This is a genomic window from Desulfobotulus sp. (assembly GCF_034006065.1).
GTDB lineage: Bacteria > Desulfobacterota > Desulfobacteria > Desulfobacterales > ASO4-4 > Desulfobotulus.
Window position 1 is genome coordinate 88,687 of record NZ_JAVETM010000001.1, and the last position, 17,328, is coordinate 106,014.

Here is a 17,328-nt window from a genome sequence, read left to right on the forward strand (position 1 = left end):
GCGACAAAGGCAAAGAACAAGACACCCCCAACCCATGGGGCGGGGGTGGAATTTCAAAAGGAGGGGAGACCGAAGTTGAAGTGTTTTTTGTGTTTTCAGAACATGGCGTCCAGAAAGGCCTGGGCGTCAAAGGGCTGGAGATCTTCCACGCCTTCGCCCACACCGATAAAGCGGATGGGAAGTCCCAGGTGTTTTTGTACGGCAATAACGATGCCGCCCTTGGCTGTCCCATCCAGTTTGGTGAGGACAAGGCCTGTGAGTCCCACCGCTTCATGGAAGATCTCGGCCTGACGCAGGGCATTCTGACCTGTTGTGGCATCGAGGACCAGCAGGGTCTCATGGGGAGCGCCGGGCATGCGTTTTTCCAGGGTGCGCCGAATTTTTTTAAGCTCTTCCATGAGGTTCACTTTGTTGTGCAGCCTGCCCGCTGTATCCACAATGACAAGGTCGGCTTTACGGGCAATGGCCGCATCCAGAGCGTCATAGGCAACGGAGGCGGGGTCGGAGTTGTCCTTGTGGCGGATCAGGCTTGCGCCGCTGCGCTCTGCCCAGAGGGCCAACTGCTCCCCTGCTGCGGCGCGGAAGGTATCGCCTGCGGCCAGGATCACTTTTTTCCCCTCACGGACATGGAGGGCTGCGAGTTTGCCGATGGTGGTGGTTTTGCCCACACCATTGACGCCCACCACCAGGAGGACATGGGGAGAGGTGTGAACATGGGGTTCGGGGGACTCAGAATCCGCCTCCCAGGCCATTTCCCGGAGAATTTCTTCTTTGAGAATTCTTTTAAGATCTCCAGCACTCTGTACCCGCCCCCGGATGGAACGTATGCGATCCACTATGGCAAGGCTGCTTTCCACGCCGAGATCTGCGGTGATGAGGTTTTCTTCCAGGGTTTCCAGAAGATTTTCATCCAGTTTGCGGCCAAGGAGAAGGTCATCCACGTCCGTGGTGAGAATTTCTCTGGTTTTGGAAAGGCCTTGTCTGAGACGCAGAAAAAGGCCTCGGGAAGCCCTGGCACCGGACGGGCCTTCCAGGCCGTTTTCGGTTGGCGACACCTCTTCCGGCTGCTGGCGGGTTTGCTCAGGAGAGAAGGCTTCAGAGGAGGGCGCAGGGTCCGGTTCAAGGGGGAGGGAAGGCGTCTGGCTTTGCCGATTCTGTTCCTCCTGAGCGGTCTTTTTTTTGCCAAAAAGGGAGAAAACCATGCACATTTCCTTAAAGTGGTGTTTCCCCATAAAAGGGGCAGAGTAAGGGGGTTAAAGGATCTGGCTGAGGAAAAGGCGCGCCCGGTCATTCTGGGCATTCCTGAAAAAATGCTCCGGCGTCCCCACTTCAAGGATTTCCCCAAGGTCCATGAAGATCACCCGATCCGCCACTTCACGGGCAAAGCCCATTTCATGGGTGACCACCACCATGGTCATCCCTTCCCGGGCCAGGGTTTTCATGACATCGAGAACTTCCCCCACCATTTCAGGATCCAGCGCGGAGGTGGGTTCGTCAAAGAGCATAACCTTGGGATCCATGGCCAGCGCCCTGGCTATGGCCACGCGCTGTTGCTGACCACCGGAAAGTTGCTCGGGATAGACATTGGCCTTATCCCGGATCCCTACCTTGTCCAGCAGCTTATATGCCCTTTCCATGGCCTCTTCCTTGGGACGTCTGCGGACCACCTCCTGGGCCAGGCGGATATTTTCCAGCACGGTTTTATGGGGAAAAAGGTTGAAGCTCTGGAAGACCATGCCCACTTCTTCCCGGACCGCGTTGATGTTGGTGGCAGGATCGAGAATATCGATACCATCGATGACGATGTGGCCGCTGTCCGCCTTTTCCAACTGGTTCAGGCAACGCAGAAAGGTGCTTTTCCCGGACCCCGAAGGCCCGATCATCACCACCACCTCACCCTGGGAAATTTCACAGGAAATGTCCTTAAGGGCATACACCTTGTGGGGAACATGGAAGGTCTTAAAAATATTTTTAACGGAAATCATCGTTCAGCCGTTTTCCTTTGCGAAGCTTTCGGGTTGCAGGAGGGAAGGCGGAGACCGCCTTGAATTTCAGGCGCTAAGGTAACAGATAAGCCACATCAGGTGAAGAAAACTTTTATAAGGAAAGGGAAAATCCCATCGATCCTCCCAAAAACTCAAAGCCAATGTTTCATACCTGCCCATCCTGCTTGAGGATCAGGATGAAAAAGTCTTTTGCGTGGAACTTTTCCTTCAAATCCGCTAGAAGGAAGTGTACATGCATTTGCACGGTTTCAGGGTTTGTTTTGGATTCAGGGAAAGGTTTTCCCTTCAACCCCAAAAAGAAAAAACTATGGAAACAAAAGAATACCAAGCCCTTCTCAAACTGGTTTCCAGATCCTGCATCGCTGCTTTACGGGAAATGGCGGAAAAAAAGATTGCCATGAGCGCCGATGCCCTTGCAGAAATGCTCAAGCACCAGGAAAATCTGAAGCCTGAAGCCTTCAGCCCCATTTTTCCTTCAGCCGGAGAGGATCTGGAAGAACTGAAAGGCCGGTATGAGCGTCTTCGCCAGCAAAAGGATTCCCTTCTTAAAGAGTATGGAATCATGGAAGAAAAGGCCCAGGAATCGGATCGTTTTTACCGCAGAACCCTGCTGCTTTTTGCTGAGATGCAGCGCAATGCCTGTGACTCTGAACTCAATGCGGCCAGTGACCATTTCCGGAAACTGGTCAGGGAAAACGCAGGCCTTCCCATTCTGGAAAAGGCCTTTGGCGACTTAAAGGATCAGGCCTTCCGTGTGGCAGCCACATGCGAGGAGGATAAGAGTCCCAAAAAGGGTATACTCCGTCGCCTGTTCGGAGAAGGACGGCCGGATACGGCTTTTTTGTTTCAGACCTTGCGGGAATCCTTTCAGGAAATCATGGACAACCTGCGTCTCAATCTGGATGCAGGTTCTGCAAAAAGAATCCAGAAGATCAATGAATCCCTCCGTGAAGCAGGGAGTCTCGATGATTTTCTTCTCATCCGCAGGGATATCATTGATCTGCTCTCGGATTATGTGGGCACCATGCAGGATGAGCGTGAGGCCGCAGCCGCAGTGATACGGGAAATAGCAGGCCGTCTTGCGGAAATGGAAAAACTCGTGCTTTCCGCCTTCATGGAGCAGATGACTGCAGATGTGGAATCCAATAAGGCGTTTTCAGCAAGCATTACCCAGCATATCCGGGATCTGGACCACAGAGCCAATTTTTCCCAGACATTGGCGGAGCTGAAGGAGGCAGTGGTTTCAAGGCTTAATACCATCCAGGATGTGCTGGCGCGTAAACACTCGGAAGATGAAAAACGTAAAGAAGAATCCGAAGCTCGTTACAAGACCATGCAATGGGGCATTTTTAAAATGCGGGATGAGATTCTCAAGGCCAATGAAAAATCAAGAGTCCTTGAAGAGGAGCTTCTCCGTGATCCCCTCACCGGAGCCTACAACCGCAGGGCCTATGATCGCCATGTGGCGGAAGAGATGGATCGCTTCAAACGGTATGGCACCATTTTTTCCCTTCTCATGTTTGACGTGGATCATTTCAAGAAGGTCAATGATCTTTATGGTCACGCGGTGGGGGATAAGTGCCTGAAAGCCATTATCGCCAAGGTTCAGCCCCTGCTGCGGGGAAGTGATTTTCTCTCCCGCTTCGGAGGAGAGGAGTTTGTGGTGGTTCTGCCCCAGACAGATTCCGCAGGAGCCCTGGAAGCAGGGGAAAAGATCCGCCTTGCTGTGGAGAGCATCGCTTTTTACCACAAGGAAGAAAGGGTGCAGATCACCATCAGTGTGGGAACGACCACGGTGCGCAGGGAAGATACGAGCTATGATATGGTTTTTGCCCGCATGGACAAAGCCTTGTATGATGCCAAAAACAGTGGACGTAACCGGGTGGTTTCAGGCTGAACATTGGAGTTTTTGTTTTTTTAAAAAAAGTCCCTTTCCTTACGATCTTCGGATCGGAGAAAAGGGATTTTTGTGGTGTTTTCTGAAAGATTCCGTAAGCATCAACGGAACCAGGGATGGAGGATAAGATGACTTTTGAGGCAAGCTTTGCATATCTGCAGAACCCGGAAGTTCAGCGTCTTGTGGAAGGTAAAAGCCGTGAAGAAACGGCCCGGTTGCGGTACAGCCCCCGGGTATGCGATGTGTTGCAGGGGAAGGAAACGATCCTTGAAAGGGACCCTTCCTTTTCCTTTGATCTGAGCAAAGAAGCCATCCGGCAGCTTCCGGGTATTGTGCATAACCCCGTGCAGCGCGTTGTGGCGGCCCCTCCCCAGAGTTCCGAAGCCAGCGGTTTCCGGAAAAAACGCAAAATCGCCATTGTTTTTTCAGGAGGACCTGCGCCCGGAGGGCATAACGTGATCGCAGGTCTCTTTGATGCGGCCAAGGAGGCCAATCCGGAAAATGAGATCCTGGGGTTCCTCATGGGGCCTGAGGGCATCCTTGAGGGGGCTGTGCTGCCCATGGTGAAAGAACGGGTGGATGCCTTCCGTAATCTGGGAGGATTTTCCATGATCCAGACCGGAAGAACCAAGATCGATTCAAAGGAGAAAATGCGCCTTTCCAGGGAAACCTGCAAAGCCCTGGGACTTGATGCTCTTGTGATTGTGGGGGGCGATGACTCCAATACCAATGCCGCCTTCCTTGCGGAAGCCCTGAGGCAGGACGGCATTCAGGTCATTGGCGTTCCCAAAACCATTGATGGCGATATCCAGGTGCAGGATGCCAAAGGCCAGAACCTCTGCGCCGTAAGTTTTGGTTTTCACACCGCAGCCCTGGCCTTTTCCAGAAACATCGCCAATCTCTGCACGGACGCGGCCAGTGATGTGAAATACTGGCACATCTGCAAGGTGATGGGTCGTGTGGCCAGCCACCTTGCCCTGGAAGTGGCCTTGCAGACCCATCCCACCCTGACCCTCATTGGTGAGGAGCTTGCCGATTTTGTGGATATGGAAAGGATCCGGGCTGCGGAGAAAAAGGGCGAGCGGGACTACACGGCCTATGGCATGACCTTAAGACACCTTTCCCGCATCGTCTGTGATGGCATTGTACGCAGGGCGGCTGCGGGAAAAAATTATGGGGTACTGGTCATCCCTGAGGGGCTTTTGGAATTCATCAACGAGATTCAGGTGCTCATCATCAAAATTTCCACCCTCATTGCGGAATACAACCACACGCATGATACTGGTTTTCATGAAGATTTTCCGGATCTTGCTTCCAAAGTGGAATTTTTGCGACTTAAGGTGAGGGAAGCTGCGGAAAAAGGGCTTATTTCCGTGTGGAACCAGAGAGATCATGAATTTTTTCAGGATATTCCCAATTTCTTCAAGGAAGGTCTTCTCATGGAGCGGGACAGCCATGGGAATTTCCAGTTTTCCCAGGTGGAAACGGACAAGATTCTCATGGGACTTGTGAAGGATTACCTGAAAAAATTAAAGGGAGATGGCATCTACAAGGTGGGCCTTGACCGGGCCTGGTATGAGAAGACTTTGCGGCGTGAGGGACTGGACCCCATGGTTTTTGCCCCTGTCTTGTTCCGGAATGTGGAAGAAGGCGGGCCGCTTCTGGTGAAAGAATCCATCATTTCCGTTAAAACCCTGAACCATGCCCTTGAAAAGGCAGGACTTCTGGCGGAAGGAGCCTCTTTGCCTCCGGCGATTGTAAAGGTTTTCCGTAAGTCAGAACCGGATTTCCGTATCCAGCCCCATTTCTATGGCTATGATGGCAGGGGCAGTGATCCCACGCCCTTTGACTGTGATTATACCTACAATCTCGGACGCACCGTATTCGCCCTGGCAGCGGGAGGGGCAACGGGTCAGATGGCCGTGATCCGCAATCTTGAAAAGGATTTTGAGGCCTGGGAACCCATGGGGGTTCCCCTGGCGGCCCTGATGCACATGGAAGAGCGCAAGGGGAAGATGACCCTGGTGATGGAAAAAAAGGTGGTGGATGTAGGGTCTTTGGCTTTCCTGACGCTGAAAACCATGGAAAGCGGGTGGCTGGCCGCGTCTCCGGGACCGGATCCCTGTCGTAGGCCGGATGCGCTCTGGATGGATGATTTTCCGGATAAGCCTCTCACCCTCATGCTCAATGCCCTTCAGGACAAAAGGGGCCGAGCCGGTCTTTAGCCCCTGATACTCACCGAGAGAGATCAGCGGTAGAGCTCCGCATCCATGTGATGACGGCGGAGGATTTTCTGGAGAGACTGTCGCTGAATTCCGGAAACCCGCGCAGCCTGGGAAATGTTCCCTGCTGTGCTGCGCAACAGATGGTCGAGGTATTTTTGCGTAAAACGGGCGATCACCCTTTCTTTGGCTTCTTGATAGGGAAAGCTGAGGTCCGGTATCTGAACCTCTTCGATGGCCGGTTCCGGGCAGGGAGGGGGCGGGCATTCCGGAGATCTTGGCCCAAGCTCCTTTTTTTCCGTAAGAGCGCAAAGCCCCATGAGGGTGTTTTCAAGCTCCCTGGCATTGCCGGGCCAGGGAGCTTCCATGAACTCCCGGAGCAGGGCTGGGGAAGCCAGCTTTTTTTCCATGCGCAGATGACAGGCAATTTTTTCCAGGAAATGGTCCACCAGTAAGGGGAGATCTTCCCGGATTTCCCGCAGAGAAGGCATGCGCAGGCTTGCCACGTTGAGGCGATAGAAGAGGTCGGCCCGGAAGGTACCGGCCTCTGCCTTTTTTTCAAGATTCTGATGCGTGGCCGCAAGGATGCGCACATCCACACGCCTGGCCTGGTCGCTCCCCAGGGGGTGAATTTCCTTTTCCTGGAGTACACGCAGAAGCTTGGCCTGGAGGCCCAGGGGCAGATCCCCGATTTCATCCAGAAAAAGGGTGCCTCCTTCTGCAGCGGCAAAATAACCCTGCCTGTCTTTCACCGCACCCGTAAAGGCCCCTTTGGTATATCCGAAAAGCTCACTTTCCAGCATGGATTCGGGAATGGCCGGACAATTGACCGTGATCATAGGCCCGCCTCGTCTGGGGCTGGTTTCGTGCAGAGCGCGGGCGGCCAGTTCCTTTCCCGTTCCCGTTTCTCCGGAGATCAGTACGGTAACATCCGTACGCGCCAGCATGCGTATCTTTTCCGATACAAGGCGCATGGGAGCGGATTGTCCCACAAGGCCAGGCACGGTGGGGCAGACCATGCGGGCAAGCCTCTGATTTTCACGAACCAGGCGGTTACGCTCCAGCCCTTTCCGGATGGTGTGGAGGAGGGTTTCGTTTTTAAAGGGCTTGGGAATAAAGTCATAGGCCCCTTCCCGGATGGCGGAAACGGCGGTTTCAATGGTGCCGTAGCCTGTCATGAAAATCACGGAGACCAGGGGATCGTTTTTCCGGATTTTTCTGAGCAGGCTGAGTCCATCCATGCCTGGCATGCGGATATCCGTCACCACGAGGTCAATGGGCTCTTGCTTCAGAATGGAAAGGGCGGCCTCTGCACTGGAGGCGGTGTGAACCTCGCAGGGGATTTCCGCAAGGATGGTGCGGGCAAGGCCTGTGAGAAGGTCAGACTCGTCATCCACCAGAAGCAGAGTATCGGCAGAATTCATGATGGGGTCTCCAGGGGCAGACAAAGGGTGAAGGTGCTGCCCTCGCCGGGGCTGCTTTTCACGGAAATTTCTCCTCCGTGGTGGGAAATGATGCCGTATACCACGGAAAGCCCCAGGCCCGTGCCTTTCTTGTCGGCGCGGGTGGTGAAAAAAGGTTCAAAAATGCGGTTGCGGTTACGTTGGGAGATGCCATGGCCCGTGTCTTTCACCTGGAAAAGGGCCTGCCCTTTTTCCGTGAAGGAACGGACCTCAATGTGCCCGCCGGGCTCTGTGGCCTGGATGGCGTTTAAAAGAAGATTCATCCAGACCTGTTTCATCTGCCGAGCGTCTGCCAGGATTTTTGGCATGTCAGGGGCAAGGTTGCGGATGAGGCGGAGATTCTGGCTCTGCATCTCCCTTGAAAGCACCTGCAGAATTTCTTCCAGGGCCTGATGCATGTCCATCTGTTTTTTCAGAGGCGGCGCGTTTCTTGAAAAATCCAGCAGGGATTCCACCACCTGTTTACAGGTATCGGTGTGTTTCTGGATGATGCGTATGTCTTCGAGAATCTGGGGGTTTCCGGAGCAGCCCTTTTCAATGAGGCCTGCGTAGAGCTGAATAACGCCCAGGGGGTTGTTGATTTCATGGGCAACACCTGCGGCAAGCTGCCCGATGGAAGTGAGCTTGTCTGCCTGGGCCAGGCCTGCGTCCATGGCTTTTTTTTCCGTGATATCCCGCAGAGTGGCTTCAAAATCAGGGATCTGGCTCGTATCTTTCGGCCTTGCCAGGGCGGAAAGGAGAACATCCCGTTTTTCCCCTTTGCGATTGACAATGCGGATTTCAAGATCCTGGATGCGGTGATTTTTTCTGAGGGTATCCCACAGTCTTCCTGCCTCCTGCCCATCCCAGAAAAGCTGGTACACGGACTCAATGCCCAGGGCTTCCTCCTTGTTTTCAAAGGCAAAGAGCCTGAGCCCTGTTCTGTTGATGTCCAAGAGCATCCCGTTTCTGCTGACAAGGATGGCCTCCGGCGCATTTTCAAAAAGCTCTTTGTATTTTGCCTCGCTTTTCTGAAGATCCTGGTGAACCCGTTTTAATTTTTTTGCAACAAGAAGGAGATGTTCCTGGATCTGTTCCGCCTCATCGGCTTTTTCTGCGGGTCCCAGGGATTCCTCCTCATCCGGGGTTTCATCACGGATCTGTCTGAAACTGTTGAGGATATCCCTTAGGTTCAGGATAACAGTTCTGTGAAAGAGCAGATAAAAGAAAACAAGCAGGAAAACAAGGGAAAGGGCAGTCACAAAAAAAATGGCCCAGGCCTTTTCCTGTATGCGGGCAAGGGTCAGGTCCATGGGAATATAAAGACTTTCCGCAGCCACCACATCGCCCACCTCATAATGAAAGCTTGCCGTGCGTCCATAGATCTTTAAGAGATCGTCCGGAGCGGTTTCAGGAAAACCGTGGCAGGACAGGCATTCCTTTTCCACCCGTACAGGTATCATGTGTACAAAAAAGGAATGCCCGGACTTCTGAAGAACGCCTTTCCATTCCGTCTGATCCTGATTTTTTCCAAACCAGAGGATTTTTTCCGATTCAAAGGCATCGGCAAGATTGATGGGATTGCGGGGATTGAGGGCAGCGCGTTTATACGTGAATTCGGGGAAATGGGTGTGCAGGCGATTCATGATTTCCCTGGAGACAAAGGAAGTGCTCATGGCTTCCAGGATAAAACGGTCATCGGCAACATACTGCTGCATGCGGGGGCGCAGGATTTCCTTGACATAGTCCCGACTGGACTGGGCCATAGCCATGAAAAGGGTGGTCTTTTCACGCAGCACCCCCAGGTACTCGTGGCGGAGATAGGAATATTCCATGAGTGCCGCCGCCATGCAGAAGAAAAAAAGGATGGCGGCGGCTCCCAGTCTGAATCGTCTTTTTATGCTGATGCGGGACATGGCGCAGGAACAGGATCCTTAAGAACATCGATCATGGAGAAAACCTTTCCAGAATCACCTTTGCGGATATGACGGGCAAGAAAACGCACCGCATCCAGGGTACCCTGGGCATAGATTTCACGACCGTTAATATTGTGGGTGAAACGGAAAGAGACGGTTTTGTCCTGGGAGAGGAGGGTATAGGTATGCCAGGCATGGCCCTGGATGTGATCTTCAGGAATTCCCCAGAGGGTTTTCTGACGTTCAGGGTCTCTTTCCATTTCTATGGAATCCACCTGAAATGGAATCCCCAGAGCATTGAAATACTCCACCATGGCCCTGGCGGTTCCGGAGGTATCCGCCTTGCCCGCCTGATGGCTTTCCTCGATGCGCAGGCTGTAGCCCTCAAAAAGTCCGGGGAAATTTTCTGCGGCATAGGCCATCATGGCCTGAAACCCGACAATCTGTTTGGCCATGTTCGGGGCAATGACCGCGCATGTTTCAGAATTTTGAACAGTCTGTATCAGCGCTTCCCTGTCGCCACCTGTGGTTCCCATGACAAAGGGAATTTTGTTTTCTGCATAGAACCGGGCATTGGCATTCACCGCTGAAGGGTGGGTGTAGTCAATGCATATGAGATCGGGATACTGCCTGCGTGCGGAGAGGATCCAGGCATCCCTGTCTTTGGGCCTGATGAGGTCAAAGGACATGCCATGGCAGGTCAGGGTGCCTTCCTCCGTGCCAGGCCCCGTCAGGGAGGCAGGCAGGAGATGAATGTCGCAATTTCTGAGGATATGGGGAATGAGAGTGGACGCCACGTTACCGGGCAATCCATTGACCATGACAGGGAGGCTGGACATGAAAACTCCTTAAATAATAAGCCATTTGTCTTGTTCGGATTTCAGAGGGTGTTCCGGTCTGATCTTTGGGCGACCCGAGGAAACCCTGGAGTATGGGAAAACTTGAATCTATGTCCCTGCGTCTGCCTTACCCCGCTCCTTTCTTTCTGTCCAGTGCTTTTTCCCGGCAAGAGAATCCGGGTGAAAGGCCTGGCGGATCAGTGCCTGGGGGTCCAGAATGAGCCCTACCTCCCCATCAGGCATGATGGCGGCTCCGGAAATACCCTGAATTCCCCGGAAGGTTTCTCCCAGGGATTTGACCACAATCTGCTGCTTACCCAGGATTTCTTCCACAAGGATTCCGGCCCGGCTGCCATCGGATTCAATCACAATCATGAGGCGGCCCTCCTTTGTGGGCTGATCTTTTTTCTGCAGCAGAATTTCAAGGGGGGATGCGGGAATCAGCTGATCATGGAAAGGGGCCAGGGTCATACCTGAGGGCAGAATACACAGAGCCTCCGGCAACAGGGCGAGGCTGCCGAGTACACAGAGGGTCGGAAGCACGTAGCGCCTTTTTCCGCACCGGCAGACAATGCCGTCGATGATGGCAACGGTCATGGGGATGCGCATGTGGAAGGTAACGCCCGCATCCTTCTGACTCTCAACGCGGATTTCTCCGGAAAGTCCGACAATCTGTTCGCGCACCACGTCAAGGCCCAGGCCTCGGCCGGATATTTCTGTGAGAACAGGGGCTGTGGAAAAGCCGGAAGTGAAGATGAGGCTTTGGATCTCCTCCTTGCTGAGGACATTGTCATGGGAAAGGAGTCCTTTTTTTTTCGCCTTGCTGGCTATGGCGTCCGCGTCAAGTCCCTGACCATCATCCTGAATGCGGATATGAATATCTCCTCCCCTGTGGCTGGCCTCAATGCGTAAAAGACCTTTCTCGGGCTTGCCCTTTTTCTGTCTTGTTTCCTGATCTTCAATACCATGGTCCATGGCGTTTCGGACCAGATGCAAGAGGGGGTCCCGGAGACGCTCCACCAGGGAACGATCCAGCTCCGTCTCCTCACCAAAGGACTGGAAGAGGACGGATTTACCGAGGGTGCGTCCCAGTTCTTGCACCATCCGTTCCATCTTCATGAACAGGGGACGGATGGGGACCATGCGCAACCCCAGCCCCAATCCCTGCAATTCCCGTGTAAGCTTTGTGAGCTGGGAAAGGTGGGCGCTGAGGCGGCAAGGCCCGATGGCGGCAAGCTCCGGAGACTGGCGTACCATGGTTTCCACAATGACCAGCTCCCCGATGGTGTCCATGAGGCGATCCAGACGTTCGGATTCGACCAGTACGTTTTCCCGGACCTGACGTGGGGGCCTTGAATCCGGATTTTTTCTTGTGGAAATGGTGGGATCCTGGGCTTTTCCCGTTTCTTCCAGAAGACGCATGCGCAAATCACCTGGATCCTGGGGGGCAGGGGTGGATTTCCCCGCATACCAGGCAAAGGCATTCCGGAGCCAGGCCTGTATATCCAGAAGGAGGGCGATGAGGTTTTCCGGGAAAATATCATGACTCAGGGCGTCTTCCGCCATGTGACAGAGGTTTTCCACAGCTTCCAGACGAAAAAATCCCGCCTCACCCTTGAGAGTATGAAAGGCGCGGCGGAGTTCGGTGAGGGCCTGATCGTCACGCCCTATTTTCAGTATGTGCTCTTCCATGGCCGTAAAAACCGGAGGCTGCATGGAAAGAAACTCCGTATAAAGATCCATGTCCAAATGAGAAGGAAGCTTACCGGGGTGACGGGGTGGCCCGTTTGCAGTCATGGGTCCTCCGGAGTCAAAATAAGAAAAAAATCAAGGTTATAGGCCTTTTTCGAAGAGTTCCGTATTCGGGCTACGATATCGTCTTTTATCGGGCTTGTAAATGTGGGAGGGAAAAGGCAGGGCACGGGGATTTTTAAAACAGATGGGCCCGTACCGTCTTTCTGGGTTTCCGTGAACGGGGGAGTCTCGGAAACCCAGGGACGATACGGGCCAAAAAAGAAAATATGAAGCTTATCAGGCCCTCCCCTTGTATTGGAATGCAGGGGAGGGGTTTTTGAAAAAGACCATACGCTCAGAGGATGAAGGGCAAAGACCTTTTATCGTGTGATGCGGGATTCCAGTTGTCCCAGGAGAGAACGGCCCGTATCTCTGGCGTCTTCACAGCTTTTCTGGAAAAGAGACATCCATTTTTGTGTGTGGTTCCGTGTGCGATGGCCGATGGGAACAGGGGATGTATTGATCCAGTTCCAGACCAGGGTTTCGTTCTGACGTTGCAGGGATTCCATGACAGACCACATCCAGTTAAAGCTTTCACGGTGCAGACCCATTGCGAATGTACGGGGATCCATAAACCCTCCCAATTGGGGTGATCAGGGTGTTTCCAGGATGAAGCGCTCCAGTCTTGCAAAGGTTTCGTCCTGAAGTTTTTTGACTTTTTCCTGTCCTTGTTTCACGTTGGCCAGCCACGCATTGACCAGGCCTTTGGTTTGTTCGGGAATCTGGGGAATGGGATCGATGATCAGATGAGTGAGTTTTTCCCCATGTTCCTGCACAGCTGTGGTGGTGAGGTAGGCGTTGTTGATGAGTTGCTTCTGGAAGTCAAGGATTTGTTTTGCAATGATTTTTGTTTCCATGGTATGTTCTCCTGATTGCGTGTTGTCTGATATTTATGTTGCAATGCAACCTTGGTCAGATAGTAAGTTTTTTGTGCGCTGTGTCAAGAAAAAAATGACAAATATAAGAGATGGATGGGATCTTATCCGACTGAAGATCCTTTTTTAAAAGACGGCTTGTGTTTTTTGGGGAGGTTGGAGAGTTTGTATTCTTTGTGCGTTGCAATATGGAATGGGGAGGGGGAATGACAGAGCGGGTACTGATCAAAAAATATGCAAACAGACGTTTGTACGATACGGAAAAAAGCAAGTATGTGACCCTGGCGGAGGTAAGACTTCTGATCCGGGAAGGCAAAGGGATTCATGTGGTGGATGTGAACACGGAAGAAGATGTCACGGCTTTCATTCTCACCCAGATTGTTCTGGAAGAAGCGCGTCAGAAAAATGCCCTTCTGCCGGTTCCCCTGCTGCACCTGATCATTCGCTATGGGGATAATGTGCTGAGTGAGTTTTTTGAAAAGTATCTTCAGCAGATTCTGGGTAATTACCTGCACCAGAAATCCGCCTTTGACGAGCAGTTTCGCCGGATGCTGGATCTGGGGATGGATCTTTCGGGAATGGCCCAGAAAACCATGACGGGCATCTCACCCTTCCGGCCTTTCATGGAATTTTTCAGCCCGGAAAAAGAGGAAAAAAAGGAAAAGTAGATTTTTATGCGCTCTCCGGAAAGCCTGGGTGGGGCTGGAGGGCTTTTGTGTACGGCTCAACTCAAAGAACGCAAAGCGCCAGACGGCCTTGCGTTCTTTGAGTCTGGGATGTCTGGGTGGAAAAACGCAAGGTGAAGCCCCCTTGCAGACCTTTTTTTCTACCAGCCGAGGCCCATGAAGATGCCTGCCCGGAATCCGCCGATTTCCATATCCCGACCAGCCAGGGTGGCTTCTGCCTTGGAATAACGCAAATCCACGCCAAGGCTGAGATCATCCACAGCCTTGAACTTCACGCCCAGACCACCCCACCAGCCATAGGCCACATCATCATCGGAAAAACGGAGGCCGTTATCCTCAAGACTCATGTTGGCGCGGATGGCGGCAAGTCCCAGACCTGCATAGGGCGTGATGGCTTCGGATACGGCAAGGTATTTACGGATTCCCAGATGGAGTTCTTCTGTATCCACCTCCATTTTCATGGGATTGGGACTGTAAGCCTGATAAACGCCCCGGGCATCGCCGCTGGCCACCAGGATATCGGCCACCAGATGTACGGGCCAATGGTTGCCCGCCATGTCCAGCATGAGACCAAAGCCGACCTGCTCATCCGCAGGATCCCAATCGTTGTCCATGATCTTGCTGCCCACCAGCAGATTCACGTTGCCATTGAATCTTTCTGCCGCAAGTGCAGGAAACGCCATGCAGAGGCATGCGGCGGCAATTACCAGAATACGTACGGTCTTTTTCATTTTTTTTCCTTTTCTGATCCTGTAAAGACAATGCACATGTATGCGCATGCAAGCCCTGCGGAAGCATACGCCTCAAAAACTTCATGGGCGGCCGGAAAAATCTTTCAAGAGCCGCGGTAAAAAGTTTTTTTCCTGAAGAACCCGCCATTGTTCAGGGAAAAAGGATTCTGATTTCCTGAATGCTTCTAACCTTCGGATACAAAAGCAGATTCCATGGCGAACTAACCAGAGAAGAAGGGCTTGTCAACGGGGAACGCGGTTTTTGAATCAGAAGGCGGATCTGTGCAAACAGCTGGAAATGCGCAGAATCCTTGTCCCTTGTGGTTTGTGCTTCCAAAAAAGGTGTGACCGGGCCTTTTTTTCTCTCAGGCCTTCAGGAAAATTCCTATAAAATGAAGCCCGTTAGCACCTTGGAGGCCTGTTTGGTATACGGGCGACGAACTTTGGATGCAAAAAGATGTTCCGGATGGCGCCTGGGATTCCGACATCCCCTGAAACCCAGGCCCCCCCAGTAAAGGATGCTGAAAACATGTGTGTTCTATTTGAAAATGAGGAAGTTTTGGCTGTGGATAAACCTGCAGGTATAGCTGTCATTCCCGAGCGCAGGGAGACGACGCCCTGCCTTTTGCACGCACTGGAAAAGGAAAGGGGAGAGCGGCTTTTTGTGGTGCATCGCCTGGATAAGGAAGTCAGTGGGATCCTGCTTTTTGCAAGAACGGCCTCCATGCACCGTCACCTCAGCCTTGAGTTTGAAAATCGGAGGGTCAAGAAGACTTACCAGGCTCTGGTGCATGGCCGGATCAGGGAAAAAAAAGGATCTGTGGACGCGCCCATCCGTCTTTTTGGATCGGGCCGCATGGGGGTGGACAGGGAGGGAGGAAAACCGAGTCTGACCCATTGGGAAATGGAACTTTCCGGGGAAAACCTGAGCCTCATCCGGGTCTTTCCTGTGACAGGACGACGGCATCAGATCCGGGTTCATCTTTATCATATGGGTCATCCCATTGTGGGAGACCTGCGTTATGGCGAAAAAGAAAGTCAGAAGGGATGGCCAAGGCTCATGCTTCACGCCCATCAGCTGGAGTGTGGCCTTCCCTGTGGTCGTCTACTCAGGCTGGAATCTTCCGTTCCCCACCTTTTCCACACGTTTTTGCGTTGATGGGGGACGGGGAAGGTTTTAAGGTCAGCTCGGTTGTTCACGCATACGCTGACGCTCCAGAAGCTGAAGGGCATTGATGTGGCGGGCAAGGAGGGTTTCCTGATCTGCATCCAGTTTTAAAAAGGAGAATCCCGCTGTTATTTCGCCGCTTAATGGGTCGGTTTCTTTTCTCACCAGCTGAATTTCGGCATTGATATGAATATCCGCAAGCGTTCCTTCCACAGCTTCGAAAAAAAACTCCAGAAGAAAACGGCTGTCTGTGTCGGGCAGCTTCATGCCATGCTCACCTGGAAACCGAAGACCGATGCCCGTCATTGAAATGTCGGAAAAACGAAAATCATGCTTGGAGGTAAAAGTAAGCTCTTTTGTGCGAATTTTTCCTGCCATCAGGTGAGCATAGGGCAGGCAGCAACAGCGAAAAGCCTGCCGTTCATTGCGAAGGCCTGTATGCTGAACAGGAAGGGTAAAGCGCAGCATCAGAGCTTCTTGCGCCTGACCGTCCGGAAGCATGTACCTGGAAAGGGTCTCAAGGGAAAGAATCTGAATGCCGGGTCGGCCCTGGTCCGGATCATTGTGCTCTGTGGCTGTGAGATCAAGGGTATCAATGCCCTTAAGGCTTTTCAAAGGGGGAGATGGCTGGGATACCACCACCGTCTGCGTGTCCATATTGACTTCGTAGATGATGGTTTTCATAAAACAAGGCGTGGTTCCATCCCTGTCTTGTAGTAAAAAACAGCGGTTGTTCCGCATCAGAAAATCGGTTCTGGATGGTGGGATCTTTTTTTCCGAACCTGCCTGACCTGCGGCGGGCGAGATAAAAAGCGGGATACGGAGTTCCGTCAGCAAGGGCTCGCTGGTGGGACTGTGTGGCTGACTAACCCGTACACAGATTTCATATCTGCCTGCATCATTGAACCTGCAGGTTCTGGAATGATTTTTTTCCGTTTTGGGCATGAGCTGCCAGAGACTGGGGGAGGCCAGCCGACGGTAGCCAAACTCAAAGGTGTAGGGTTCATCGTGAAGCTCTTCATCCGTGTCCACTTCAATGCGGATAAGTTCGTGACGTACGGGATTACCGCTGATGGAAAAGCCACGGATAAAAGGGGGGATTGGCAGGATATTTTCAGTTTCAGATGGGGCCATGTCTTTTGCGGACAGATTTTTCTGCAGTAATTTTTTTTCTATGTCTTCGGGAAGCGTCAGTATCCATCTGCCCAGGCTCTGGGATATCTGCAGGCGGTGTCTCACAAGTATGGAGACCATTTCCGCCATGCTGGTGGCGTTTTTTACCTTGAAGGTAACAGGGAGTTGCATTTCTGCGTACACCCTGTCCATGCGTTTGAGTACCTGGGGAATGGCGATGCGGGCTACCACGGCGGGCTTTTTAATGGCCATGATCCGAAGGGCGTTTTTGACCATAAAGTCTGCATTGTCACCTTCCTTAGGGCTGTATTCCCTCAAATCAACGGCAAGGCCAAAGCCTTTGCGCATGGTTCTCAGAGTGCTGGTGAGCTCCTGAATAAGTCTCACTGCTTCCTCTTCGGTGACAAGCCCGCGCATTCTCAGAAGAAGACAATTCTCTGTTTCGGATTTGAAAATTCTGTACATGACTTCAGACTCCGTTTTATCGGGATTACGGTTATCGGATTTTCTGGCAGCACCGGATGTGAAAGGGCGCTGGGAGAGACTTGGTGACAAGATGATGGGCTGTGAAATTTTTTAGGGCTTTCTTTTTATCTTTTCGATCTTATGGTAGTTTTC

At 52.5% G+C, this 17,328-nt stretch carries 14 protein-coding genes; 4 read left to right on the forward strand and 10 right to left on the reverse strand.

The window, feature by feature from the left end:
- Positions 1-95: 95 nt before the first annotated feature.
- Positions 96-1,202 carry a signal recognition particle-docking protein FtsY gene (ftsY, locus tag RBR60_RS00360; protein WP_320353609.1) on the reverse strand — a complete coding sequence of 369 codons (1,107 nt, stop codon included), beginning with the start codon at positions 1,200-1,202 and terminating at the stop codon, positions 96-98.
- 51 nt (positions 1,203-1,253) lie between these two features.
- A complete protein-coding gene (locus RBR60_RS00365; RefSeq protein ID WP_320353611.1) occupies positions 1,254-1,985 on the reverse strand; it encodes an amino acid ABC transporter ATP-binding protein in 732 nt (243 codons plus the stop codon).
- Positions 1,986-2,313: 328 nt separating this feature from the next.
- On the opposite strand from RBR60_RS00365, the gene RBR60_RS00370 reads away from it, so the two are divergent.
- On the forward strand, positions 2,314-3,903 hold the full coding sequence (locus RBR60_RS00370) for a GGDEF domain-containing protein (protein WP_320353612.1): 1,590 nt from the start codon (positions 2,314-2,316) through the stop codon (positions 3,901-3,903).
- Between the two features lie 128 nt (positions 3,904-4,031).
- Positions 4,032-6,128, forward strand: coding sequence for a 6-phosphofructokinase (locus RBR60_RS00375; protein WP_320353613.1), 2,097 nt, complete (start codon positions 4,032-4,034; stop codon positions 6,126-6,128).
- Positions 6,129-6,151: 23 nt separating this feature from the next.
- Here the strand turns inward: RBR60_RS00375 and RBR60_RS00380 are convergent, their stop codons facing one another.
- From RBR60_RS00380 to RBR60_RS00405, 6 genes are all read right to left on the reverse strand, one after another.
- The gene (locus RBR60_RS00380) at positions 6,152-7,549 is read right to left on the reverse strand and encodes a sigma-54 dependent transcriptional regulator (RefSeq protein ID WP_320353614.1); all 1,398 of its coding nucleotides are present in this window, start codon (positions 7,547-7,549) and stop codon (positions 6,152-6,154) included.
- A complete protein-coding gene (locus RBR60_RS00385; RefSeq protein ID WP_320353615.1) occupies positions 7,546-9,483 on the reverse strand; it encodes a DUF3365 domain-containing protein in 1,938 nt (645 codons plus the stop codon). Before RBR60_RS00385 ends, RBR60_RS00380 begins: the two co-directional genes overlap by 4 nt.
- Positions 9,465-10,322, reverse strand: a complete 858-nt coding sequence (gene dapB / locus RBR60_RS00390) for a dihydrodipicolinate reductase (RefSeq protein ID WP_320353616.1) — start codon at positions 10,320-10,322, stop codon at positions 9,465-9,467. Before dapB ends, RBR60_RS00385 begins: the two co-directional genes overlap by 19 nt.
- Positions 10,323-10,430: 108 nt before the next feature.
- Entirely contained in the window at positions 10,431-12,119 is a 1,689-nt protein-coding gene (locus tag RBR60_RS00395) for a chemotaxis protein CheA (protein WP_320353617.1), read from the reverse strand.
- Between the two features lie 317 nt (positions 12,120-12,436).
- On the reverse strand, positions 12,437-12,688 hold the full coding sequence (locus RBR60_RS00400) for a hypothetical protein (RefSeq protein WP_320353618.1): 252 nt from the start codon (positions 12,686-12,688) through the stop codon (positions 12,437-12,439).
- A 21-nt stretch (positions 12,689-12,709) separates the two neighbouring features.
- Positions 12,710-12,973 (reverse strand): hypothetical protein, encoded by a 264-nt coding sequence (locus tag RBR60_RS00405; protein ID WP_320353619.1) that lies wholly within the window; start codon positions 12,971-12,973, stop codon positions 12,710-12,712.
- A gap of 224 nt (positions 12,974-13,197) precedes the next feature.
- On the opposite strand from RBR60_RS00405, the gene RBR60_RS00410 reads away from it, so the two are divergent.
- Positions 13,198-13,659, forward strand: a complete 462-nt coding sequence (locus tag RBR60_RS00410) for a polyhydroxyalkanoate synthesis regulator DNA-binding domain-containing protein (RefSeq protein WP_320353621.1) — start codon at positions 13,198-13,200, stop codon at positions 13,657-13,659.
- A 158-nt stretch (positions 13,660-13,817) separates the two neighbouring features.
- Here RBR60_RS00410 and RBR60_RS00415 read toward each other — a convergent pair whose 3' ends face one another.
- Complete coding sequence (locus RBR60_RS00415) at positions 13,818-14,408, reverse strand: outer membrane beta-barrel protein (RefSeq protein WP_320353622.1); 591 nt, start codon at positions 14,406-14,408, stop codon at positions 13,818-13,820.
- Positions 14,409-14,937: 529 nt separating this feature from the next.
- Between RBR60_RS00415 and RBR60_RS00420 the strand changes: the two genes are divergently transcribed.
- Positions 14,938-15,567, forward strand: coding sequence for an RluA family pseudouridine synthase (locus tag RBR60_RS00420; RefSeq protein WP_320353623.1), 630 nt, complete (start codon positions 14,938-14,940; stop codon positions 15,565-15,567).
- Between the two features lie 24 nt (positions 15,568-15,591).
- Here RBR60_RS00420 and RBR60_RS00425 read toward each other — a convergent pair whose 3' ends face one another.
- A complete protein-coding gene (locus RBR60_RS00425; protein WP_320353624.1) occupies positions 15,592-17,175 on the reverse strand; it encodes a PilZ domain-containing protein in 1,584 nt (527 codons plus the stop codon).
- Positions 17,176-17,328 lie beyond the last annotated feature (153 nt).

What these genes read in the sequence shown, in the direction of transcription:
- RBR60_RS00420 (WP_320353623.1), top strand. Translation starts at nt 14,938, where the DNA reads ATGTGTGTTCTATTTGAAAATGAGGAAGTTTTGGCTGTGGATAAACCT.
- ftsY (WP_320353609.1), bottom strand. Translation starts at nt 1,202, where the DNA reads ATGGTTTTCTCCCTTTTTGGCAAAAAAAAGACCGCTCAGGAGGAACAG.
- RBR60_RS00405 (WP_320353619.1), bottom strand. Translation starts at nt 12,973, where the DNA reads ATGGAAACAAAAATCATTGCAAAACAAATCCTTGACTTCCAGAAGCAA.
- RBR60_RS00395 (WP_320353617.1), bottom strand. Translation starts at nt 12,119, where the DNA reads ATGACTGCAAACGGGCCACCCCGTCACCCCGGTAAGCTTCCTTCTCAT.
- RBR60_RS00380 (WP_320353614.1), bottom strand. Translation starts at nt 7,549, where the DNA reads ATGAATTCTGCCGATACTCTGCTTCTGGTGGATGACGAGTCTGACCTT.
- RBR60_RS00365 (WP_320353611.1), bottom strand. Translation starts at nt 1,985, where the DNA reads ATGATTTCCGTTAAAAATATTTTTAAGACCTTCCATGTTCCCCACAAG.
- RBR60_RS00385 (WP_320353615.1), bottom strand. Translation starts at nt 9,483, where the DNA reads ATGTCCCGCATCAGCATAAAAAGACGATTCAGACTGGGAGCCGCCGCC.
- dapB (WP_320353616.1), bottom strand. Translation starts at nt 10,322, where the DNA reads ATGTCCAGCCTCCCTGTCATGGTCAATGGATTGCCCGGTAACGTGGCG.
- RBR60_RS00375 (WP_320353613.1), top strand. Translation starts at nt 4,032, where the DNA reads ATGACTTTTGAGGCAAGCTTTGCATATCTGCAGAACCCGGAAGTTCAG.
- RBR60_RS00410 (WP_320353621.1), top strand. Translation starts at nt 13,198, where the DNA reads ATGACAGAGCGGGTACTGATCAAAAAATATGCAAACAGACGTTTGTAC.
- RBR60_RS00425 (WP_320353624.1), bottom strand. Translation starts at nt 17,175, where the DNA reads ATGTACAGAATTTTCAAATCCGAAACAGAGAATTGTCTTCTTCTGAGA.
- RBR60_RS00400 (WP_320353618.1), bottom strand. Translation starts at nt 12,688, where the DNA reads ATGGATCCCCGTACATTCGCAATGGGTCTGCACCGTGAAAGCTTTAAC.
- RBR60_RS00415 (WP_320353622.1), bottom strand. Translation starts at nt 14,408, where the DNA reads ATGAAAAAGACCGTACGTATTCTGGTAATTGCCGCCGCATGCCTCTGC.
- RBR60_RS00370 (WP_320353612.1), top strand. Translation starts at nt 2,314, where the DNA reads ATGGAAACAAAAGAATACCAAGCCCTTCTCAAACTGGTTTCCAGATCC.